General features: G+C 69.4%; 19 protein-coding genes and 2 pseudogenes. 12 read left to right on the forward strand and 9 right to left on the reverse strand.

Going from position 1 to position 15,201, the window contains the following annotated elements; translation table 11 throughout:
- Window positions 1–67 precede the first annotated feature (67 nt).
- Complete coding sequence (locus ACIRD8_RS28550) at window positions 68–1,027, forward strand: MerR family transcriptional regulator (RefSeq protein ID WP_403997535.1); 960 nt, start codon at window positions 68–70, stop codon at window positions 1,025–1,027.
- A gap of 108 nt (window positions 1,028–1,135) precedes the next feature.
- Here the strand turns inward: ACIRD8_RS28550 and ACIRD8_RS28555 are convergent, their stop codons facing one another.
- Window positions 1,136–1,564: a hypothetical protein gene (locus tag ACIRD8_RS28555; protein WP_403997537.1), complete on the reverse strand. Its 429-nt coding sequence runs from the start codon at window positions 1,562–1,564 to the stop codon at window positions 1,136–1,138.
- Between the two features lie 149 nt (window positions 1,565–1,713).
- Complete coding sequence (locus ACIRD8_RS28560; protein ID WP_403997540.1) at window positions 1,714–2,925, reverse strand: phosphatidylserine/phosphatidylglycerophosphate/cardiolipin synthase family protein; 1,212 nt, start codon at window positions 2,923–2,925, stop codon at window positions 1,714–1,716.
- A gap of 148 nt (window positions 2,926–3,073) precedes the next feature.
- Here ACIRD8_RS28560 and ACIRD8_RS28565 point away from each other — a divergent pair, with 148 nt between their 5' ends.
- A complete protein-coding gene (locus tag ACIRD8_RS28565; protein WP_403997543.1) occupies window positions 3,074–4,246 on the forward strand; it encodes an epoxide hydrolase family protein in 1,173 nt (390 codons plus the stop codon).
- Between the two features lie 34 nt (window positions 4,247–4,280).
- A complete protein-coding gene (locus ACIRD8_RS28570) occupies window positions 4,281–4,673 on the forward strand; it encodes an SgcJ/EcaC family oxidoreductase (protein WP_403997546.1) in 393 nt (130 codons plus the stop codon).
- A gap of 17 nt (window positions 4,674–4,690) precedes the next feature.
- Here the strand turns inward: ACIRD8_RS28570 and ACIRD8_RS28575 are convergent, their stop codons facing one another.
- The 3 genes from ACIRD8_RS28575 to ACIRD8_RS28585 all read right to left on the reverse strand — a co-directional run bounded on the left by ACIRD8_RS28575 (window position 4,691) and on the right by ACIRD8_RS28585 (window position 6,452).
- Window positions 4,691–5,290: a flavodoxin family protein gene (locus ACIRD8_RS28575; protein WP_403997549.1), complete on the reverse strand. Its 600-nt coding sequence runs from the start codon at window positions 5,288–5,290 to the stop codon at window positions 4,691–4,693.
- 138 nt (window positions 5,291–5,428) lie between these two features.
- Window positions 5,429–5,965, reverse strand: coding sequence for an isochorismatase family cysteine hydrolase (locus ACIRD8_RS28580; RefSeq protein ID WP_403997552.1), 537 nt, complete (start codon window positions 5,963–5,965; stop codon window positions 5,429–5,431).
- 115 nt (window positions 5,966–6,080) lie between these two features.
- Entirely contained in the window at window positions 6,081–6,452 is a 372-nt protein-coding gene (locus ACIRD8_RS28585; RefSeq protein WP_403997555.1) for a VOC family protein, read from the reverse strand.
- Window positions 6,453–6,601: 149 nt separating this feature from the next.
- Between ACIRD8_RS28585 and ACIRD8_RS28590 the strand changes: the two genes are divergently transcribed.
- Both ACIRD8_RS28590 and ACIRD8_RS28595 read left to right on the forward strand, forming a co-directional pair.
- Window positions 6,602–7,504 carry a metallophosphoesterase family protein gene (locus tag ACIRD8_RS28590; protein ID WP_403997558.1) on the forward strand — a complete coding sequence of 301 codons (903 nt, stop codon included), beginning with the start codon at window positions 6,602–6,604 and terminating at the stop codon, window positions 7,502–7,504.
- Complete coding sequence (locus tag ACIRD8_RS28595) at window positions 7,501–8,172, forward strand: 4'-phosphopantetheinyl transferase (protein ID WP_403997561.1); 672 nt, start codon at window positions 7,501–7,503, stop codon at window positions 8,170–8,172. The genes ACIRD8_RS28590 and ACIRD8_RS28595 overlap by 4 nt, the downstream gene beginning before the upstream one ends.
- A gap of 101 nt (window positions 8,173–8,273) precedes the next feature.
- Here the strand turns inward: ACIRD8_RS28595 and ACIRD8_RS28600 are convergent, their stop codons facing one another.
- Window positions 8,274–8,828: a GNAT family N-acetyltransferase gene (locus ACIRD8_RS28600; protein ID WP_403997564.1), complete on the reverse strand. Its 555-nt coding sequence runs from the start codon at window positions 8,826–8,828 to the stop codon at window positions 8,274–8,276.
- A gap of 181 nt (window positions 8,829–9,009) precedes the next feature.
- On the opposite strand from ACIRD8_RS28600, the gene ACIRD8_RS28605 reads away from it, so the two are divergent.
- Entirely contained in the window at window positions 9,010–9,765 is a 756-nt protein-coding gene (locus ACIRD8_RS28605) for an SDR family oxidoreductase (RefSeq protein WP_403997567.1), read from the forward strand.
- A gap of 172 nt (window positions 9,766–9,937) precedes the next feature.
- The gene (locus ACIRD8_RS28610) at window positions 9,938–10,633 is read left to right on the forward strand and encodes a TetR/AcrR family transcriptional regulator (protein ID WP_403997570.1); all 696 of its coding nucleotides are present in this window, start codon (window positions 9,938–9,940) and stop codon (window positions 10,631–10,633) included.
- Window positions 10,634–10,708: 75 nt separating this feature from the next.
- Here ACIRD8_RS28610 and ACIRD8_RS28615 read toward each other — a convergent pair whose 3' ends face one another.
- Window positions 10,709–11,092, reverse strand: a complete 384-nt coding sequence (locus tag ACIRD8_RS28615; protein WP_403997573.1) for a tetratricopeptide repeat protein — start codon at window positions 11,090–11,092, stop codon at window positions 10,709–10,711.
- A gap of 120 nt (window positions 11,093–11,212) precedes the next feature.
- On the opposite strand from ACIRD8_RS28615, the gene ACIRD8_RS28620 reads away from it, so the two are divergent.
- The 4 genes and pseudogenes from ACIRD8_RS28620 to ACIRD8_RS28635 all read left to right on the forward strand — a co-directional run.
- On the forward strand, window positions 11,213–12,178 hold the full coding sequence (locus ACIRD8_RS28620) for a pirin family protein (RefSeq protein ID WP_403997576.1): 966 nt from the start codon (window positions 11,213–11,215) through the stop codon (window positions 12,176–12,178).
- Window positions 12,179–12,549: 371 nt separating this feature from the next.
- Entirely contained in the window at window positions 12,550–13,032 is a 483-nt protein-coding gene (locus ACIRD8_RS28625) for a hypothetical protein (RefSeq protein ID WP_403997579.1), read from the forward strand.
- Window positions 13,033–13,155: 123 nt separating this feature from the next.
- Window positions 13,156–13,368, forward strand: a complete 213-nt coding sequence (locus ACIRD8_RS28630; protein WP_403997582.1) for a hypothetical protein — start codon at window positions 13,156–13,158, stop codon at window positions 13,366–13,368.
- A gap of 161 nt (window positions 13,369–13,529) precedes the next feature.
- Window positions 13,530–13,664: pseudogene (locus tag ACIRD8_RS28635) on the forward strand (IS5/IS1182 family transposase); the annotation flags it as partial.
- Between the two features lie 69 nt (window positions 13,665–13,733).
- On the opposite strand, the gene ACIRD8_RS28640 reads toward ACIRD8_RS28635, so the two are convergent.
- The gene (locus ACIRD8_RS28640) at window positions 13,734–14,426 is read right to left on the reverse strand and encodes a hypothetical protein (RefSeq protein ID WP_403997585.1); all 693 of its coding nucleotides are present in this window, start codon (window positions 14,424–14,426) and stop codon (window positions 13,734–13,736) included.
- 108 nt (window positions 14,427–14,534) lie between these two features.
- Here ACIRD8_RS28640 and ACIRD8_RS28645 point away from each other — a divergent pair, with 108 nt between their 5' ends.
- Entirely contained in the window at window positions 14,535–15,056 is a 522-nt protein-coding gene (locus tag ACIRD8_RS28645; RefSeq protein WP_403997588.1) for a TetR/AcrR family transcriptional regulator, read from the forward strand.
- A gap of 12 nt (window positions 15,057–15,068) precedes the next feature.
- Here the strand turns inward: ACIRD8_RS28645 and ACIRD8_RS28650 are convergent.
- Window positions 15,069–15,191, reverse strand: a pseudogene (locus ACIRD8_RS28650) (TetR/AcrR family transcriptional regulator); the annotation flags it as partial.
- Window positions 15,192–15,201: the final 10 nt, after the last annotated feature.

Genomic DNA, 15,201 nt, shown 5'->3' on the forward strand with positions numbered 1-15,201 from the left:
CTCGGACCGGCCCGTTCACCGGTCCCTCTCGCGGGTACCGTAGGAACTCCCCCTGAGGGAGGTTCAAGTGTTCCAGTCGTACGACGGGCTGTGCGGCATCGGCGAACTCGCCGAGCGGGCGGGAGTCAGCGTCAAGACGGTCCGCTTCTACTCCGACAGCGGCCTGCTCCCCGAGGCGTCCCGCAGCGCCGGCGGTCACCGCAGATACGGCCCGGACTCCCTCGAACGCCTGCGGATGATCCGTTCCCTGCGGGCCATGGACCTGCCGGTCCCCGCGGTGCGACGCGTCCTGGACGAGGAGGACGCGGCGGGCCGTGCGGGCAGCGCTCTGGAGGACGCCGTCGCCGGGCAGCTGCGCGCACTCGGCTCCCAGCTGAGAGCGCTGCGCTGGAGGGAGGCGGCGCTCCGCTCGGTGCAGGAGTGCCCGGCGGCCGAACGCGCGGCCCGGCTGCGGCTGATCGGCGCGGTGACCGCGCCGCCGAGCACGGCGCCCCTGGCCCGGTTCTGGCGTGGCTGGCTGCCGCCGCGGATGCCCGCCCGGGCCGTCTCCGCGTTCCTGGACGCCGCGGTCCCGCAGCCACCGGAGGACCCCGAACCGGCCCATGTGCTCGCCTTCGCCCGGCTGTGCGCCATGGTGTCCCGCCCCTGCGACGGAGACGAGCCGACCCAGCCCCATGCGCACAAGGCCGCCGGAGCCCGCGCGTCGGCCGTGCTCTACGCGGGGCTGGCCGAGGCGTACGACCTGGCGGGTGCCGAGATGCGGCAGGGCAGGGAGCCGTACCCGGGGGAGGCGCTGGACGGGTTCGTGGACGCGTACGCGAGTGCACGGAACACCGCGGACACCCCTGACTTCCGCCGCACCCTCGCCCGGCAGCTGGCAACCGACCCGCGCATCGACCGGTACTGGGAGCTGACGGCCGAGCTGGTCAGCCCCTTGTCCGGCCGGCCCGAGCCGACGCCCGGGTCCGCGCACGACTGGCTTCTCGCCGCGCTGGGCTCCCGGCCGGGAACCACACTGCCCGCATAGGACCGGGGCCGGTGGACAGGCCTCGGACGACCGGGTGCGGGCCGACGACGGACAGCAGCCGGCGGGACGGCGTACGGCCGTCCCGCCGGCTGTCCTGCACGCGTCCTGTCACTGCGGTCTTCCCAGTGCCCAGCCCGACACATCGGCGAGGCGGCCGCGCCAGAGGGGCAGGCGCAGGGACCCCGTACCTCCGAAGACCAAAGTGGCGTCTCTCAGATGAATCCAGCGCGGCAACTGCGGGGCACCTTCTCCGGTGCTCAGCTCCCTGATCCCCTGGTCCACCGTCTCCGGGAACTCCGCGATCAGGTTCGCGCCCTCGCCCTCGACTTGGCGGAGGCTCCGCGCCCAGTCCGCCTTCCACGCCTCGTGGCCGATCACGTCTCCGTGGAGCACGCCACCGGTCAGCGTGAGGGTGATCGGCAGGCTGGAGCGCAGTTCTCTGTCCAGCAGTTGGATCAGCAGCTGGAGCTGCAGATCGGGCACGGGCTCCGTCATCACCGCAGTCGTTTCCGGCCGTGTCTCGACAGACTCGCTCATGGACCACTCCCTTCACCTGACAAGCGGCAGGTGACAGCCCGTATGCCCCCGGCGGGACCCGGCACACCCCCGGGGCCGGGTGATTGTGCCGTCGGAAGAGGGGCACCCGCATCCACCACTCCCCGTGGTGGCGCACGCACCCGTACCCGTCACAGCCAGCGGCGGATCGGCAGGACGGCGGCCTCACGCATCCGCTGCGCGGGCGAACGGCGCTTCCACCGGGCCCCGTCGATCAGCGTGCTCCGCTTCACGTCCTCATCGAAGTGACCGTCCAGCGTGGCGGTGAACTCCCGGTCCAGGACGGCGAGCATCACCTCCTCGTCGTGTTCGAGGGAGCGGCGGTTGAAGTTCGTCGAACCGATCAGCGAGGCGACCCCGTCCACCGTCAGCGCCTTGGTGTGGAGCATCGTCGGCTGGTACTGGTGGATCTTCACACCGCAGGCGGTGAGCTCCTCGTAGTAGTGCTGACCGGCCAGCCGGCACACCCGCTTGTCCGTGTGCGGCCCGGGAAGCAGTATCTCCACGGCGACGCCCCGGCGGGCGGCGGCGCACAGCACACCGATGAAGTACGTGTCGGGCGCGAAGTACGCCGTGGTCAGCCGGATCCGCTCCTCCGCGGACTCCAGGACGACACGGAGCAGGGTCTGCATGTCCTGCCAGCCGTAGCCGGCCGACCCGCGCACGACCTGGACGATCGCGTCCCCGTGCTGTGTGGCGTCGACGAACCTGTCGCGTTCGGTGAACAGCTCGTCGTGGCACTCCGCCCAGTTCTGTGCGAACGCCGCGGCCAGACCGTCCACGGCCGGGCCCTGCACCCGCACATGGGTGTCCCGCCACTCGGTCTCGTCACGGGCGTCACCGCACCACTCCTCGGCGATCCCGACCCCGCCGGTGAACGCCGTCTCCTCATCCGTGATGAGGACCTTGCGGTGGCAGCGGTGGTTCTGCTTGAGCGGCGAGAGATACAGCGGCTTACGGAACCACGCCACCTCCACCCCGGCCTCGTCCATCAAGGCCAGCTGGTCCTTCTCGATGAGCCGGGAGCCGAAGCCGTCCAGCAGAAGCCGCACCCGCACCCCGGCGCGAGCCCGTTCCGACAGCGCCTCGGCGAACTCGCGGGCGATCTCCCCACGCCAGTAGACGAAGGTCATCATGTCCACGGTGTGCTCGGCGGCGCGGATGGCCCCCAGCATCGAGGCGAAGATCTGGTCCCCGTTGCGGAGGGGGACGAGGCTGTTGCCCTCGGTCGCGGCGATGCCGATCAGACGCTCCAGCCGCCGTCGCAGCCGATGCGTGCGCTGCGCGTAAAGGGCGTCATCGGGTCCGTCCTGCGTGGATCTCTCATCTATGTGGCTGGACATCTCTCACCTGGTGAATGGGGGCGACGGGGCAGGGCGACTGTACTCCCGGGGTGTGACACACCTGGCCACCCCGGCCGGCCGGCGGGCCGCTCCGGAACGTCGTCGGGCTACCGGTCCACAGCGCGGGGGTGCCCTTTAGGATGCGATCATGCCGGACGCCCAGCCCCGCCCCGAGCCGTTCCTCCAGCAGACAGCCCCCGCCGCCCTCGAAGACCTGCGCACGCGACTGCGCGCGACACGCTGGCCGGACGCTCCCGAGAACGCCGGATGGTCGCTGGGGACCGACCTCGACCACCTCCGCGATCTCGTCGCCTACTGGGCGGAGAGCTTCGACTGGCCGGCGCAGGAGGCTGCGCTCGCCCGGCTTCCCCGCTTCCGCGTTCCGGTGGGCGGCCTCGGGATCCACTTCGTGCACGCCAAGGCCGCCGCGCCTGCCGGACCGGTCCTGCCGCTGGTCCTCAGCCACGGCTGGCCGGACTCCTTCTGGCGCTACTCGAAGGTCATCCCGCTCCTCACCGACCCCGGTGCGCACGGCGCCGATCCCGCCGACGCGTTCGACGTGGTCGTCCCCGACATGCCGGGCTTCGGCTACTCCGACCGGCCCGTCGGCCGGCCGCTCGACTCGATCGCCGTCGCCGGCCTGTGGGCCGAGCTCATGACCGTCCTCGGCTACGAGCGGTTCGGCGCGGCGGGCGGGGACGTCGGCAGCCATGTGAGCCGCTATCTCGGCCTCGACCATCCCGACCGGGTCGTGGCCGTCCACCGCACCGACGGCGGCCTGCCCGTCTTCACAGGGGACCCGGCGCACCTCACTCCGGAGGAACGGACGTGGATGGAGGACGTCGCGGCCTGGGGCGGGACCGAGGGCGCCTACGCCGCGATCCATCGGACGAAGCCGCAGACCGCCGCCGTCGGGCTCAACGACTCACCGGCCGGACTCGCCGCGTGGATCGTGGAGAAACTCCGCGCCTGGAGCGACTGCGGCGGCGATGTCGAGCGGAGCTTCACCAAGGACGAGATCCTGACGAACATCACGCTCTACTGGCTGACCGGCACGATCGGATCATCCATGCGCATGTACAGCGCGAACGCCGCCATCCCGCCGAACCAGCTCGCCCGCCGGGTCGAGGTGCCGTCCGGCTTCTCGATCTTCGCCGGTGACATCGTCCGCCCGCCGAGGGCATGGCTGGAGCGCACGACGAACATGGTGCGCATGACCGAGCCTGCACGCGGCGGGCACTTCGCGGCGTTCGAGGAGCCGGAGATCTACGCGGAGGAGCTCCGCGCCTTCTTCCGCCCCTACCGCGCGGCAGCTCCTTGACCTCAAGTGCGGTCCAGGTTGCAGGGTGGGCCGCATGAATACCGAAGCAACAGACATCAAGGCCATCGAACAGGTGGTCGCCACCGTCGAGGCCACCCAGCGCGCCAAGGATGCCGAAGGCTTCCTCGCGCTCTTCCACCCCGATGCCCTCTGGACGACCGGCCACGGCAAGGTCCTGATCGGCTTCGACGCGATCGCGGAGTTCACCCGAGCCGTGCTGCCCGCCGCCGAGTGGGACGGAGACATCACCTACCACGTGGTCCACACCCGGTTCCTGCGGCCCGACGTGGCGGCCGTCAAGGTCCGGCAGGTGTACCACTCGGCCCAGGGGGATTCGGAGGGCGCCCCGCTCTACGTCATGACGAAGCGTGACGACGGAGCATGGCTGCTGCACGCCTGCCAGAACACCCCGGTCCACTCCGGATAGCCCGGGGTGAGGCCCTGTCAGGAGGCGGGGTACGGGCCGCCGGTGAGCAGCCGGGCCAGATGAGCCGCGTTGACGGCGAGGGTGCGCGTCGTCGACGCGACCGTCTCCGGCGGCCCGTCGAGGTCCTTGTAGTCGGTGCCCTGCATGGCCTCGCCGACCCAGTAGGTGACGGCTCCCGGAGCCAGGGAGAACCCCAGGTCGTTGAGGCCCTGGAACAGATCGGAGCTCACCTTGTGGGCGCCGTCCTCGTTCCCCACCACGGCCGCGGCGGCGACCTTTCCGTACGTCAGCAGCCGGCCCTGCTCGTCGGTCTCGGACAGTTCGGCGTCCAGGCGCTCCAGGACGCGCTGGCAGACGCTGGACGGGTGGCCGAGCCAGATGGGGGTGGCGATCAGGAGGATGTCCGCCGCCATGACCTTCTCGCGCAGAGCCGGCCAGGCGTCGCCGTCGCCCATGTCGAGCTCCACTCCGGGCCGGATGTCGTGGTCGGCCACACGGACCACCTCGCCGCCTACCCCGAGGCTCTCGAACTCGGCCATCACCTGATCGGCGATCAGATGGCTGCTGGAGGGCGCGGGGGAGGAATTCAGGGTGCAGACGAAAGCCAGAGCACGCATCGCGGGGACACTCTCCTCAAAATGAAGACTCGTACTGCGGGTTCGGCGCCACTGTGCCCCTCGAAAGGCCCGTCCATTCGGCGCGGCCGCGGAAATGCCCCGTACAGAGCCAAGGGCGGGACCCACACACGGCGGGAATCAGAATTCGACGTCCGCGGCTTTTCGGATCGACGCACCCATGTTGCGCTCCATCATCCGGAGGGACGCCTGCGCCAGGTCCCGGTGGATATGGGCCACGGCGTCGTCCGGAACTGTCACGTCCAGATGACGGATATGTGCGTCGAGGGCGGAATACAGGACACACTGCTCGGTGACCTGACCGCAGAGAACCACCCGGTCCACAGCCAGCTGCGAGAGGAGGTAGCTGAGCGGCGTCTCGTAGAAGATCGAGTGCCTCGCCTTGACGACGAAAAGCGAATCGTCGTCCGGCAGTACGGGTTCCACCAGATCGCTGTGCGGCCCCGACAACGTCGTATCGATGATCTCGCCGTGGTGGGACCGCCATTCCCCGAAATTGTCGTTCACATAGATCACCGGAACAGCGTCGTCCCTGGCCCGTTCGATGAGATCCACGACGTGGGGGAGTGCCTCGCGCACGGAGGGAATGAGGATGTCGGCATCCGGATGGCTGTATGTGTTGAGCATGTCGATGACAATGAGGGCACTTCTGTTCATAGTTCCTCATTCTCGCCGTGCCGGGATGTGACATGCGAAGGCGACACGGCCCGTCGGGGCCGCCGGGTGGCGCTCCCCGGCCGGTGGCCGCCCGAGTGCGTCGGGGCCGAGAGGTTCATTGCCAGCACAGGCAGAACGGATGCCCGGCCGGGTCGGCGTACACGCGGAACCTGCGCTCACCGCCCCGGTCGTCGAGGTCCAGCGGCGTCGCACCGAGCGCCAGCACCTCCTCCTGCGCACGCTCGACATCCGTCACGTCGAAGTCCAGGTGCGCCTGCTGCGAGTTCCTGTCCCCGCGGGGCCACTCCGGGGGCCGGTGGTCCGCCGCCCGCTGGAACGAGATGCGGGCGCCGCCCGGAACACGGAGGTCGTACCAGTCCTCGTCGTACTGCGTGACCTCACCTCCGAGAACACCCTGGTAGAAACCGGCCAGGGAGACGGGGTCGCGGCAGTCGAGAGCGACGAGACCATATGTGGCTACGGGCATGTCCGGTCCTTTCGTCGCGCGGAAGACGTAGGCAGCCATGTGGCGCCGCGTTCCCCGGTGGCGGCTGGTCAATCATGTCGGGCGGATGAACTGCGGGCATGTCGAGCGGGGCGGCTCCGGCGGAACCGTGGAGACGGTAAATTCGAACAATGAGTTCCACCATCGAACCAGTGACTCACCCGTCGAAAGGTGGCGGCCGGCTCCTCGCGGTCAGCGATCTCCACGTCGGGATCGCCGACAACCGGCCCATCGCCGACCGGCTGCAACCGTCCACCGACGAGGACTGGCTGCTCGTCGCGGGGGACGTCGCCGAGCAGGCGGAAGAGGTCGCGAGCACGCTGGAGCTGCTCGCGGGGCGGTTCGCCCATGTGGTGTGGACTCCCGGCAACCACGAACTGTGGACGGTGGACAGGGACCCCGTACGACTGCGTGGCCGCGCGCGGTACGAGCACCTCGTCCAGGTGTGCCGTGAACTCGGTGTGACCACGCCCGAGGACCCCTACCCGGTGTGGCAGGGTGCGGACGGCCCCGTGGCGGTGGCACCGGTGTTCCTCCTGTACGACTACTCCTTCAGGGCGCCTGGAACGGCGACGAAGGAGGAGTCCCTGGCCCGTGCCCACGAGGCGGGCGTCGTCTGCACCGACGAGTACCTGCTGCATCCGGACCCCTATCCGACCCGGGACGACTGGTGCCGGGCACGAGTGGCACTGACCGAGCAGCGACTGGCCGCGCACGACCCCGGTGTTCCGCTCGTCATCGCCGGGCACTGGCCTCTGCTGCGCGAGCCCACCTCCGTGATGTGGTACCCGGAGTTCGCCCAGTGGTGCGGCACGGAACTCACCGCCGACTGGCACCGTCGCTTCAACGTGGCCGCCGTCGTCTACGGGCACCTCCACATCCCCCGGACGACCTGGCACGACGGCGTACGGTTCGAGGAGGTCTCGATCGGTTACCCCAGGGAGTGGCGCAAGCGGGGCCACCCGCGCGGGCTGTTGCGGCAGATCCTCCCGTACGAGGAGCGGCCCGCGGCTGCGAAGGGCGACGCCTCGTGATCGAACGGCTTCTTCCCGCGCACGTCGCGTGCGCGGACACCCACGAGGCTGATGCTCCGGCAGGCAGCCTGTACCCGGAGGAGGCGCGGCTGGTGGCGGCGAGCGTCGACCGCCGCCGGCACGAGTTCGCTGCCGTCCGGGCTTGTGCGCGACGGGCCATGGCCGTCCTGGGGCTGCCCCCGGCACCGGTGCTGACCGGCCATCGGGGCATGCCGCTGTGGCCGGACGGGACCGTCGGCAGCATGACGCACTGCGAGGGCTATCGCGCGGCGGCACTGGCAAGGGCGTCCGAGGTGCGGGCGGTCGGTATCGACGCCGAGCCCAACGCACCGCTTCCGCCCGGTGTCTGGGAGGCGATCTCGGTGCCTTCGGAACGGGACAGGCTGCCGCTGGGGGAGGGCGGCACGGCGATCCACTGGGACCGGCTGCTGTTCAGCGCCAAGGAGAGCGTCTTCAAGACGTGGTTTCCGCTCACCCGGATCGAACTCGACTTCGACGAGGCGGACATCAGGTTCCACACGAGGCCGGGTACCGCCACCGAAGGCACGTTCGTGGCGTCGCTCGCCCTGACAGCGCCGGGGATGCCGAGGTCGTACGAGGGCAAGTGGCTGATCGACGACGGCTTCGTGGTGACCGCGATCGTGCTCCCGGAGGTCCCTTCCGCGTGAGGCCGGGCGGAGCGCCGGTCCCCGCGTGTTCCGCCCCGCCGCCCCTGGGTGTTCCGCCCGGCCGTCTTACCGGGCCGAACCGTTTCGCCGGGCCGTCCGTCTCACCGGGCCGTACCGTCGGACCGTGTTCCTTCGCCGACCGGTGAGGTGCCGCGCCAGTCGATGCGGTAGTGCTTCAGCCGGTCGTCCACCGCCACCAGCCGCATGCCGGCCGATGCCATGACGCGGTGGGATCCGACGTTGTCCAGGTCGGCGTCGCCCTTCACGGAGAGAACCCCCTGGGACCGGGCGAAAGCCAGGAGCGCCCTGAGTGCCTCGGAGGCGTAGCCACGGCCGCGTGCCGAGCTGATGAGGCCGTAGCCGACGGTGACCTGCCCGGCGGCATCCGGCCGGCCGTGGAAGGCCGCGCCGCCGATCGCCATCCCGTCCGCCCGGCGTCGTATCTCGTACGGGCCGAAGGGCTGGGTGCTGCCCGCGCTCGCGCAGGTCGCGAGGAAGCGGCGGGCGCCTGCCCGGTCGCCGTCGTCGGGGTACCCGGGCGCCCAGCGCGCTCCGTCCGGAGGGTTGCGCGTATCGCCGGTCTCCACCAACGCCGCTTCCACGGCGGTCAGCGGATGCAGTGCGAGCCGGGCGGTCATGAGGGTGTCCAGGTCCATGGCGGCCTGACTATCACCCGGCCGAGGGCGGGCGCACCTGAGTATCCGCAGCCAGACCGGGGTAGCGACGCTATTAACATCGTTACGATTCGAGGTAGCGATGCTATCGCAATGGTGTTAGCGTTGATTCTGTCGGGGTTCGTGGAACCGGCGGCAACCTCTTTGCCACAGGAGCAACGTCATGACCGAGCAGCAGCAGCACACCACCCCCGCACGCAGGGTCGCTCTCGTCACCGGGGGATCGCGAGGTATCGGCCGCAAGAGCGCCGAGCGGTTGGCGGCCGACGGGTTCGCGGTCGTCATCAACTACGCGGCGAACGAGGCGGAGGCCGAAGCTGCCGTCGCGGCCGTGGTTGCCGCAGGCGGCGAGGCCGTCGCGCACCAGGCGGACGTCGCCGACGAGGTGGCGGTCGCCGCCCTCTTCGACGCCGCGGAGGAGGCCTTCGGGGGAGTGGACGTGGTCGTTCACGCTGCGGGCGTCATGGCGCTCTCGCCGCTGGTCGACCTCGACCTCGACGCGCTCGACCGGATGTACCGGACCAACATCCGCGGCACCTTCGTCATCGACCAGCAGGCGGCGCGCCGTCTGCGGTCCGGCGGGGCGATCATCAACTTCTCGAGCTCGGTGCTGGCACTGGCCATACCCGGATACACCGCCTACGCCGCCACCAAGGGGGCCGTGGAGGCGATGACGCTGATCCTCGCCCGTGAGTTGCGCGGCCGGGACATCACGGTCAACGCCGTTGCCCCCGGGCCGACCGCCACCGCTCTGTTCCTGGACGGGAAGGACGAGGAGACCATCGCGAGGATGGCCGCGCAGCCTCCCCTCGAGCGGCTCGGCGCCCCGGAGGACATCGCGGAAGTCGTCGCCTTCCTCGCCGGTCCCGCCCGCTGGGTCAACGGCCAGGTGCTGCGCGCCAACGGCGGAATCATCTGACCGGGCCCACTGTCTGCTGCGCCCGATCCGCCGGGCGGGAGAGGGTCGAGACCATGCGCAAGGCTCTCGCGGGCCCGGGGGCGCACGTGCCGCAGGGCAGGCCTGGAGCGGTGGGTGGCCCCAGCTCCCACCGTTGGGTTCACCCCGCGCACCGCTTGATAGCGTCCCTCCGATGAGTACACGAGCGCGCATCCTCGAAGTCGCGGCCCGGCTGGTCGCGGAGTCCCCCGACGGGGACATCTCCACGCGGGCCGTGTGCGAGGCCGCGCAGGTCGGGGCGCCGGCCCTCTACAGGCATTTCGGTGACAAGGAAGGCCTGCTGTCGGCCGTCGTCGATCATGGTTTCGATGCCTACCTGGCGACGAAGCGCGAGCGGGGCGAGACCTCCGATCCCGTCGAGGATCTCCGTAACGGCTGGGACAGTCACGTCGAGTTCGCTCTCCGGAACCCGAATCTGTACCGGCTGATGAACTCCCCGGCGATGCGGACGCCACCGGCGGCCGCCCTCGAGTCGCACCGCATCCTGACGCGGGACCTGGAACGGGCGGCCGAGCAGGGGAAGCTGCGTGTGGCACCCGAGTTGGCCGCCCAGATGATCATGTCGGCCACGACGGGCATCGCGCTGATGCTGGTTTCCCGGCCCACGACCTTCTCGGACGCCGGGGTGTCGGCGCGACTGCGGGACGCCGTGCACGCCGCCGTCTTCATCCCGGACGCGAGCGCGGTCGAGACGGTGGACGCCGAGGTCCCCTCCGTCGCCTCCCGCCTGGGAGCCCTCCTGCGCCGGTCGCACGGATCCGGGCTCAGCACGGCCGAGTCGGCGCTGATGACCGAATGGCTGGACCGGGTGTCGAACGCGGAACGGTGAACCCGCCGGCCGAGGGCCGGGCCGGGAGCGGTGCCGAGGCTTCCGTCTCCCGGCGCCCGCTCTCCGGCCCGTGCGTCATCCCTGGTTCTGCTGCTCCTGCTGGTGCTCCGGAAGCCCGGGTCCGAGGTCCCCGGTCATCGCGTGAGCCATCCGCAGATGCGTGGCCGCCTCGGCATGCCTGCCCTGGCGCTCGAGAGTGCGCCCGAGCATCAGCCGCGCGTAGTCCTCGACAGGACTGCGCTCCAGTACCTCGCGCAGCTCCGCCTCGGCCTTGGCGAGCCTGGCCGAGTGGTAGTAGGCGCGCGCCAGCAGCAGCCGCGGCGCCACCTGCTCCGGCACCTCCTGCACCAGCCCGCCGAGGATCCGCGCCGCCGTCAGGTACTCCTTGGCCTCGAAGAACAGCTGCGCCCGGTCCCACCGGTCGGCCGGCGTGCCGAACTCGTAGTAGGTGTCGTCCACTTCTCCTCCTCGTCCGGAACGGTTACAGAGGGGTCAACGCATCGGTATGGTTGAACATTCCACCAAAATTTCGGCGTGGGGACCGGCGCTCCATGACCGTACGGGAATAGGTTGTGCGCCATGAGCAATCTCGATCGCCAAGCCGCTGTCTCCGTCTGCGGAGGACGCGGCTTCGTCGTCGCCGAACCGGTACGTGAACTCCTCACCCCGCGCCGCGTCCAGCTCGGCGAATCCACCGAGGTACGCAGACTGCTGCCCAACCTGGGTCGCCGTATGGTCGGCGCCTGGGCCTTCGTGGATCACTACGGCCCCGACGACATCGCCGACGAGCCCGGCATGCAGGTGCCACCGCACCCTCACATGGGTCTGCAGACGGTCAGCTGGCTGCACGACGGGGAGGTCCTGCACCGCGACAGCCTGGGCAGTCTCCAGCAGATCCGGCCGCGCGAGCTGGGGCTGATGACTTCCGGCAGGGCCATCAGCCACTCCGAGGAGAGCCCCGTACCGCACGCCAGGTTTCTGCACGGGGCGCAGCTCTGGGTGGCCCTGCCCGACGCCCACCGTCATGTCGAGCCGCACTTCCAGCACCACACCGGCCTGCCCACCGTCACGGCGCCGGGATTCACCGCCACCGTGATCCTGGGGGAGCTCGACGGAGCCACGTCGCCCGGCACGTCCTACACCCCGATCGTCGGAGCCGACCTGGCCCTGACCGCGGGAGCCGAAGCCCGGCTCCCGCTGGACCCCGACTTCGAGTACGCCGTGCTGTCGATGTCCGGCGAGGCCCAGGTCGACGGCGTCCCGGTCCTCCCCGGCTCGATGCTCTACCTCGGCTGCGGCCGCACCGAACTGCCGCTGCGTGCCGACTCCGACGCGGGGCTGATGCTTCTCGGCGGGGAGCCGTTCGAGGAGGAGATCGTCATGTGGTGGAACTTCATCGGGCGGTCGCACGAGGAGATCGAGGCAGCCCGTCTGGACTGGCTGGAAGGCCCCCGTTTCGGCGAGGTGAAGGGCTACGACGGCGACCGGCTCGCCGCTCCGGCACTGCCTCCGGTGACGCTGAAGCCGCGGGGAAGGGTGCGTTGACCTGCAATGATTTGAATGAGGGACTGATGTGCTCCTGGATGCGGCAGCTGCGCCCGTAGGTAGAAGTGGAATAATTCTTCCTCGCGGGGGAGGCTTCCTTCTCGCGTGCCCGGGATTCCAAGGTGCGGTCGTGCTTGAGCAGCTTTGGTAGACCTGATGCTGACCCAATGCTGACTTAGCTGACGGTGCGTCAATGCATCTCGAATTGCGGCCTGGTGCATCGGCTGACTGTGGTGAGCGGGTCAGCGCCTGGGTACGGCCCACCGATCTGAGTCGTGACATGACGGTGGTCAGCCAGGACGGCACCGGAGTGCCCGGCTTCACGCTCGGCTACGACACCACAGTCGGAAACATAGGCATGTGGAACGTCGGTGACCGACGTGGACACGCTGGGTGAGTGGAAGGCTGTGGCCAAGGGCAAGAAGACAAATACCACTCCAGACAAGATCACCGTAGAGGTGCTGGGCGCGGCCGACGCCAAGCGACTGGGTGCGAGCGCCGTCCTCAAGGTGGAACGCGCAGACGACACGAAGCGCTCCGCTCCGGTGCGCCTCCAGGTGGACTCCTCCTCCTTCGCCGAGGGATACGGCGGCTCCTACGGCTCGCGTCTGCGCCTGGTCGAACTGCCCCCGTGCGCGGCGGTAGGCACCCCGGGCAGCAAGGCCTGCCCGGCCGAACCGAAGATCCTGCCGACCATACGGTCCATCGGATATCCCATTTTGTATAACGAGAAACAGCCAGGACTCAAGGAAGTCTTCACTGAGCGAGAACCCTGCCAGAAACGCCCCAGATGCGAAGCCTGGCTGGGCAACTACTTCAAGGAGACCAAGACCCTTCACCATGCCAACAATTGAGACCAGTCCGTACCACGGCACAAACGTGACCTCGAACGCCAGAAGTACATGGACGAACTCAAGTCGCGTCATAGCCGCTAACATGGATCATCAGGTGCCCTCCCGGAACGCAAAGGCCTCAGCGTGAACTTCGCCATCACCGCGGACGAGGTACGCACCGTTTTCGGGCTGACGGGCGTCGTCCACTTCCCCCGCTACGACGTCCCGCACAACCGCGTCAACGACCGCGCCGCGCTTCTGCTGAGTACAGTTGGCCTGCCTGATGCGCTCCCCTTTGCAGATGAAGACTCGCAGTGGAACCTTGCGTTCGAAGAGGTCATCGACGGGGTCTGGTAGTCCGGTGCCGTGAAGCGGCGCTGGAGGCGAGCCTTCCGGGGAAGAGAGAAGGCCCCTTCGCCTGGAGTTACGTGCGGCCGTGGTGTGGGGCCTCCGGTGAGCGTCAGGCCCAGGGACTGCTGGGGCTGGTGTCAGAGAGTGTGCTCCGTGATCGTCGGCGCGCGTTTCAGCCCCGCAAGCGGTTCGCCAAGGACACCGTGCTCATCGTGGACGGCACCCTCGTCCCCACCATCGCCGAGCGGTCGAAGAACTACAGGTACTCCACCAACCGCCAGGTCGTCATCGACGCCGACACCTGCCGGGCCCGGCACCCGCTCATGAGGTCGGCAGCCTCGCGACTCACGACCAGCTGCCGGGCCGGAGCGTCAGGCCTGGGCAGCCGCGACGGCGACGATCCAGTTCCTGAACTCGACGGCGTAGTGCCGCAGATGGTGGTCCAGGACCTCGTCCGGGCAGGAGACGGGGAAGTAGACGGTCAGGTTCGCCGTGAAGCCGTCAGTGGTGTCACCGAACTGGATCAGCGCCCGCCCGACCACCGTGCCGTCCGCCAGGAACAGGTTCGAGGACATCTTGCGAGGAAAATCGGACTCGGGGAGAAGCTCGTCCGCGTCCGCGGCCCAGGCCACTGCGTCCGATCCCCAGCCGCCCATGTAGAAGGAGGAGACGTGGGGGCCGATGTTCTCCACCACGCGCGCGCCGATCTCGTCGGTGCCCATTACGTAGTGCTCGGGGTGCGACGCGAGAAGCGCCTGCTCGTCGCCGGCGAACGCCTTGTCCATCCAGGCCAGGAACGCACCCGAGGTGAGGCCCTTCGTCGCGAGCACGGTTGTGCCCCCCTTGAATCGGCCGTCGGAGGTGCGGGCGCTCTCGCGCAGGAAGGCGTTGCCTTCCTCGATGTCCGCGGCGAGGAGGTCGAGGAGGCCCTGGCGGCCCAGTCGCGTGCGGAAGCGGTCCAGGGCGCGGCGGGCGTAGAACAGCTCGAAGTCGTCGATGCTCCCTCCGGCGGGGCCGGATTCGAGGGTTACCGTCACCGGCGGGGAAATCTGGTTGTCGGTCATGGGCCGAACCTCCGAGTAGTACGTGAATGCGAATTCGCATTCACGTAGTGAGGGTGTGGACCACTTGTCAAAGGAACCTGCCGAACGTCCGCCAGTACGATGCTGGACATGACTGAGGAGCCCGTCCGCCCGCTGAGTTACCGGCAACCCCAGCAGGCACGCAGCGCCGCGACCCTGGCCCGCGTCCTGCGGGCCGCCGAGGAGATCGCTGCCTCGACCGGCCTGGAGGAAATGACGATGACCGGCGTCGCAGAGCGCGCCGGGGTCTCCGTGGGCACGATCTACCGCCGCTTCGAAGACAAAGAACAGCTGATCACTGCCCTGACCGAGCGGATGCTGGAACGCCGCGAGGAGTACATGGCCGAGCGGCTGCGCATGGCCGAGCCCTCACTCTCCGGCGTCCTGGACGCCTACGCGCACGCCCTGCTGGAGTCCTTCGCCGACAGCAACAGCCCCTTCCCCGCGCTGCTGCGCGCCGGGAGGAACAGGACCATGGACCGCGGGGCCCACACGATCACCGAGATCCACCGACTCCTGCTCGAAGCAGCGGCCCCCTATTCCGAACAGATCCAGCGCTCCCACCCGCAGGAGGCGCTGGACGCCGCGGCCCGCGCCGTCGACTGCGCGTGACGCGATAGCGTCGACGAGCAACCGCTCCTGGAGGAACTCGCGCAGCTGCTTGTTCGCCTGCTCGTTGACGATCGCGCCGCGGAGCATCGCCATGAGCGGCTCCGAAGTCCGGGCATCGACTTCCCACACCTCGATGAAGGCACGC

It is taken from the genome of Streptomyces sp. NPDC102451 (assembly GCF_044765485.1).
Taxonomy (GTDB): Bacteria; Actinomycetota; Actinomycetes; order Streptomycetales; family Streptomycetaceae; genus Streptomyces.

Excerpts from the sequence above, each read along its gene's own strand:
- ACIRD8_RS28555 (WP_403997537.1), bottom strand. The coding sequence starts at position 1,564 with ATGAGCGAGTCTGTCGAGACACGGCCGGAAACGACTGCGGTGATGACG.
- ACIRD8_RS28560 (WP_403997540.1), bottom strand. The coding sequence starts at position 2,925 with ATGTCCAGCCACATAGATGAGAGATCCACGCAGGACGGACCCGATGAC.
- ACIRD8_RS28565 (WP_403997543.1), top strand. The coding sequence starts at position 3,074 with ATGCCGGACGCCCAGCCCCGCCCCGAGCCGTTCCTCCAGCAGACAGCC.
- ACIRD8_RS28570 (WP_403997546.1), top strand. The coding sequence starts at position 4,281 with ATGAATACCGAAGCAACAGACATCAAGGCCATCGAACAGGTGGTCGCC.
- ACIRD8_RS28575 (WP_403997549.1), bottom strand. The coding sequence starts at position 5,290 with ATGCGTGCTCTGGCTTTCGTCTGCACCCTGAATTCCTCCCCCGCGCCC.
- ACIRD8_RS28580 (WP_403997552.1), bottom strand. The coding sequence starts at position 5,965 with ATGAACAGAAGTGCCCTCATTGTCATCGACATGCTCAACACATACAGC.
- ACIRD8_RS28585 (WP_403997555.1), bottom strand. The coding sequence starts at position 6,452 with ATGCCCGTAGCCACATATGGTCTCGTCGCTCTCGACTGCCGCGACCCC.
- ACIRD8_RS28590 (WP_403997558.1), top strand. The coding sequence starts at position 6,602 with ATGAGTTCCACCATCGAACCAGTGACTCACCCGTCGAAAGGTGGCGGC.
- ACIRD8_RS28600 (WP_403997564.1), bottom strand. The coding sequence starts at position 8,828 with ATGGACCTGGACACCCTCATGACCGCCCGGCTCGCACTGCATCCGCTG.
- ACIRD8_RS28605 (WP_403997567.1), top strand. The coding sequence starts at position 9,010 with ATGACCGAGCAGCAGCAGCACACCACCCCCGCACGCAGGGTCGCTCTC.
- ACIRD8_RS28610 (WP_403997570.1), top strand. The coding sequence starts at position 9,938 with ATGAGTACACGAGCGCGCATCCTCGAAGTCGCGGCCCGGCTGGTCGCG.
- ACIRD8_RS28620 (WP_403997576.1), top strand. The coding sequence starts at position 11,213 with ATGAGCAATCTCGATCGCCAAGCCGCTGTCTCCGTCTGCGGAGGACGC.
- ACIRD8_RS28640 (WP_403997585.1), bottom strand. The coding sequence starts at position 14,426 with ATGACCGACAACCAGATTTCCCCGCCGGTGACGGTAACCCTCGAATCC.
- ACIRD8_RS28645 (WP_403997588.1), top strand. The coding sequence starts at position 14,535 with ATGACTGAGGAGCCCGTCCGCCCGCTGAGTTACCGGCAACCCCAGCAG.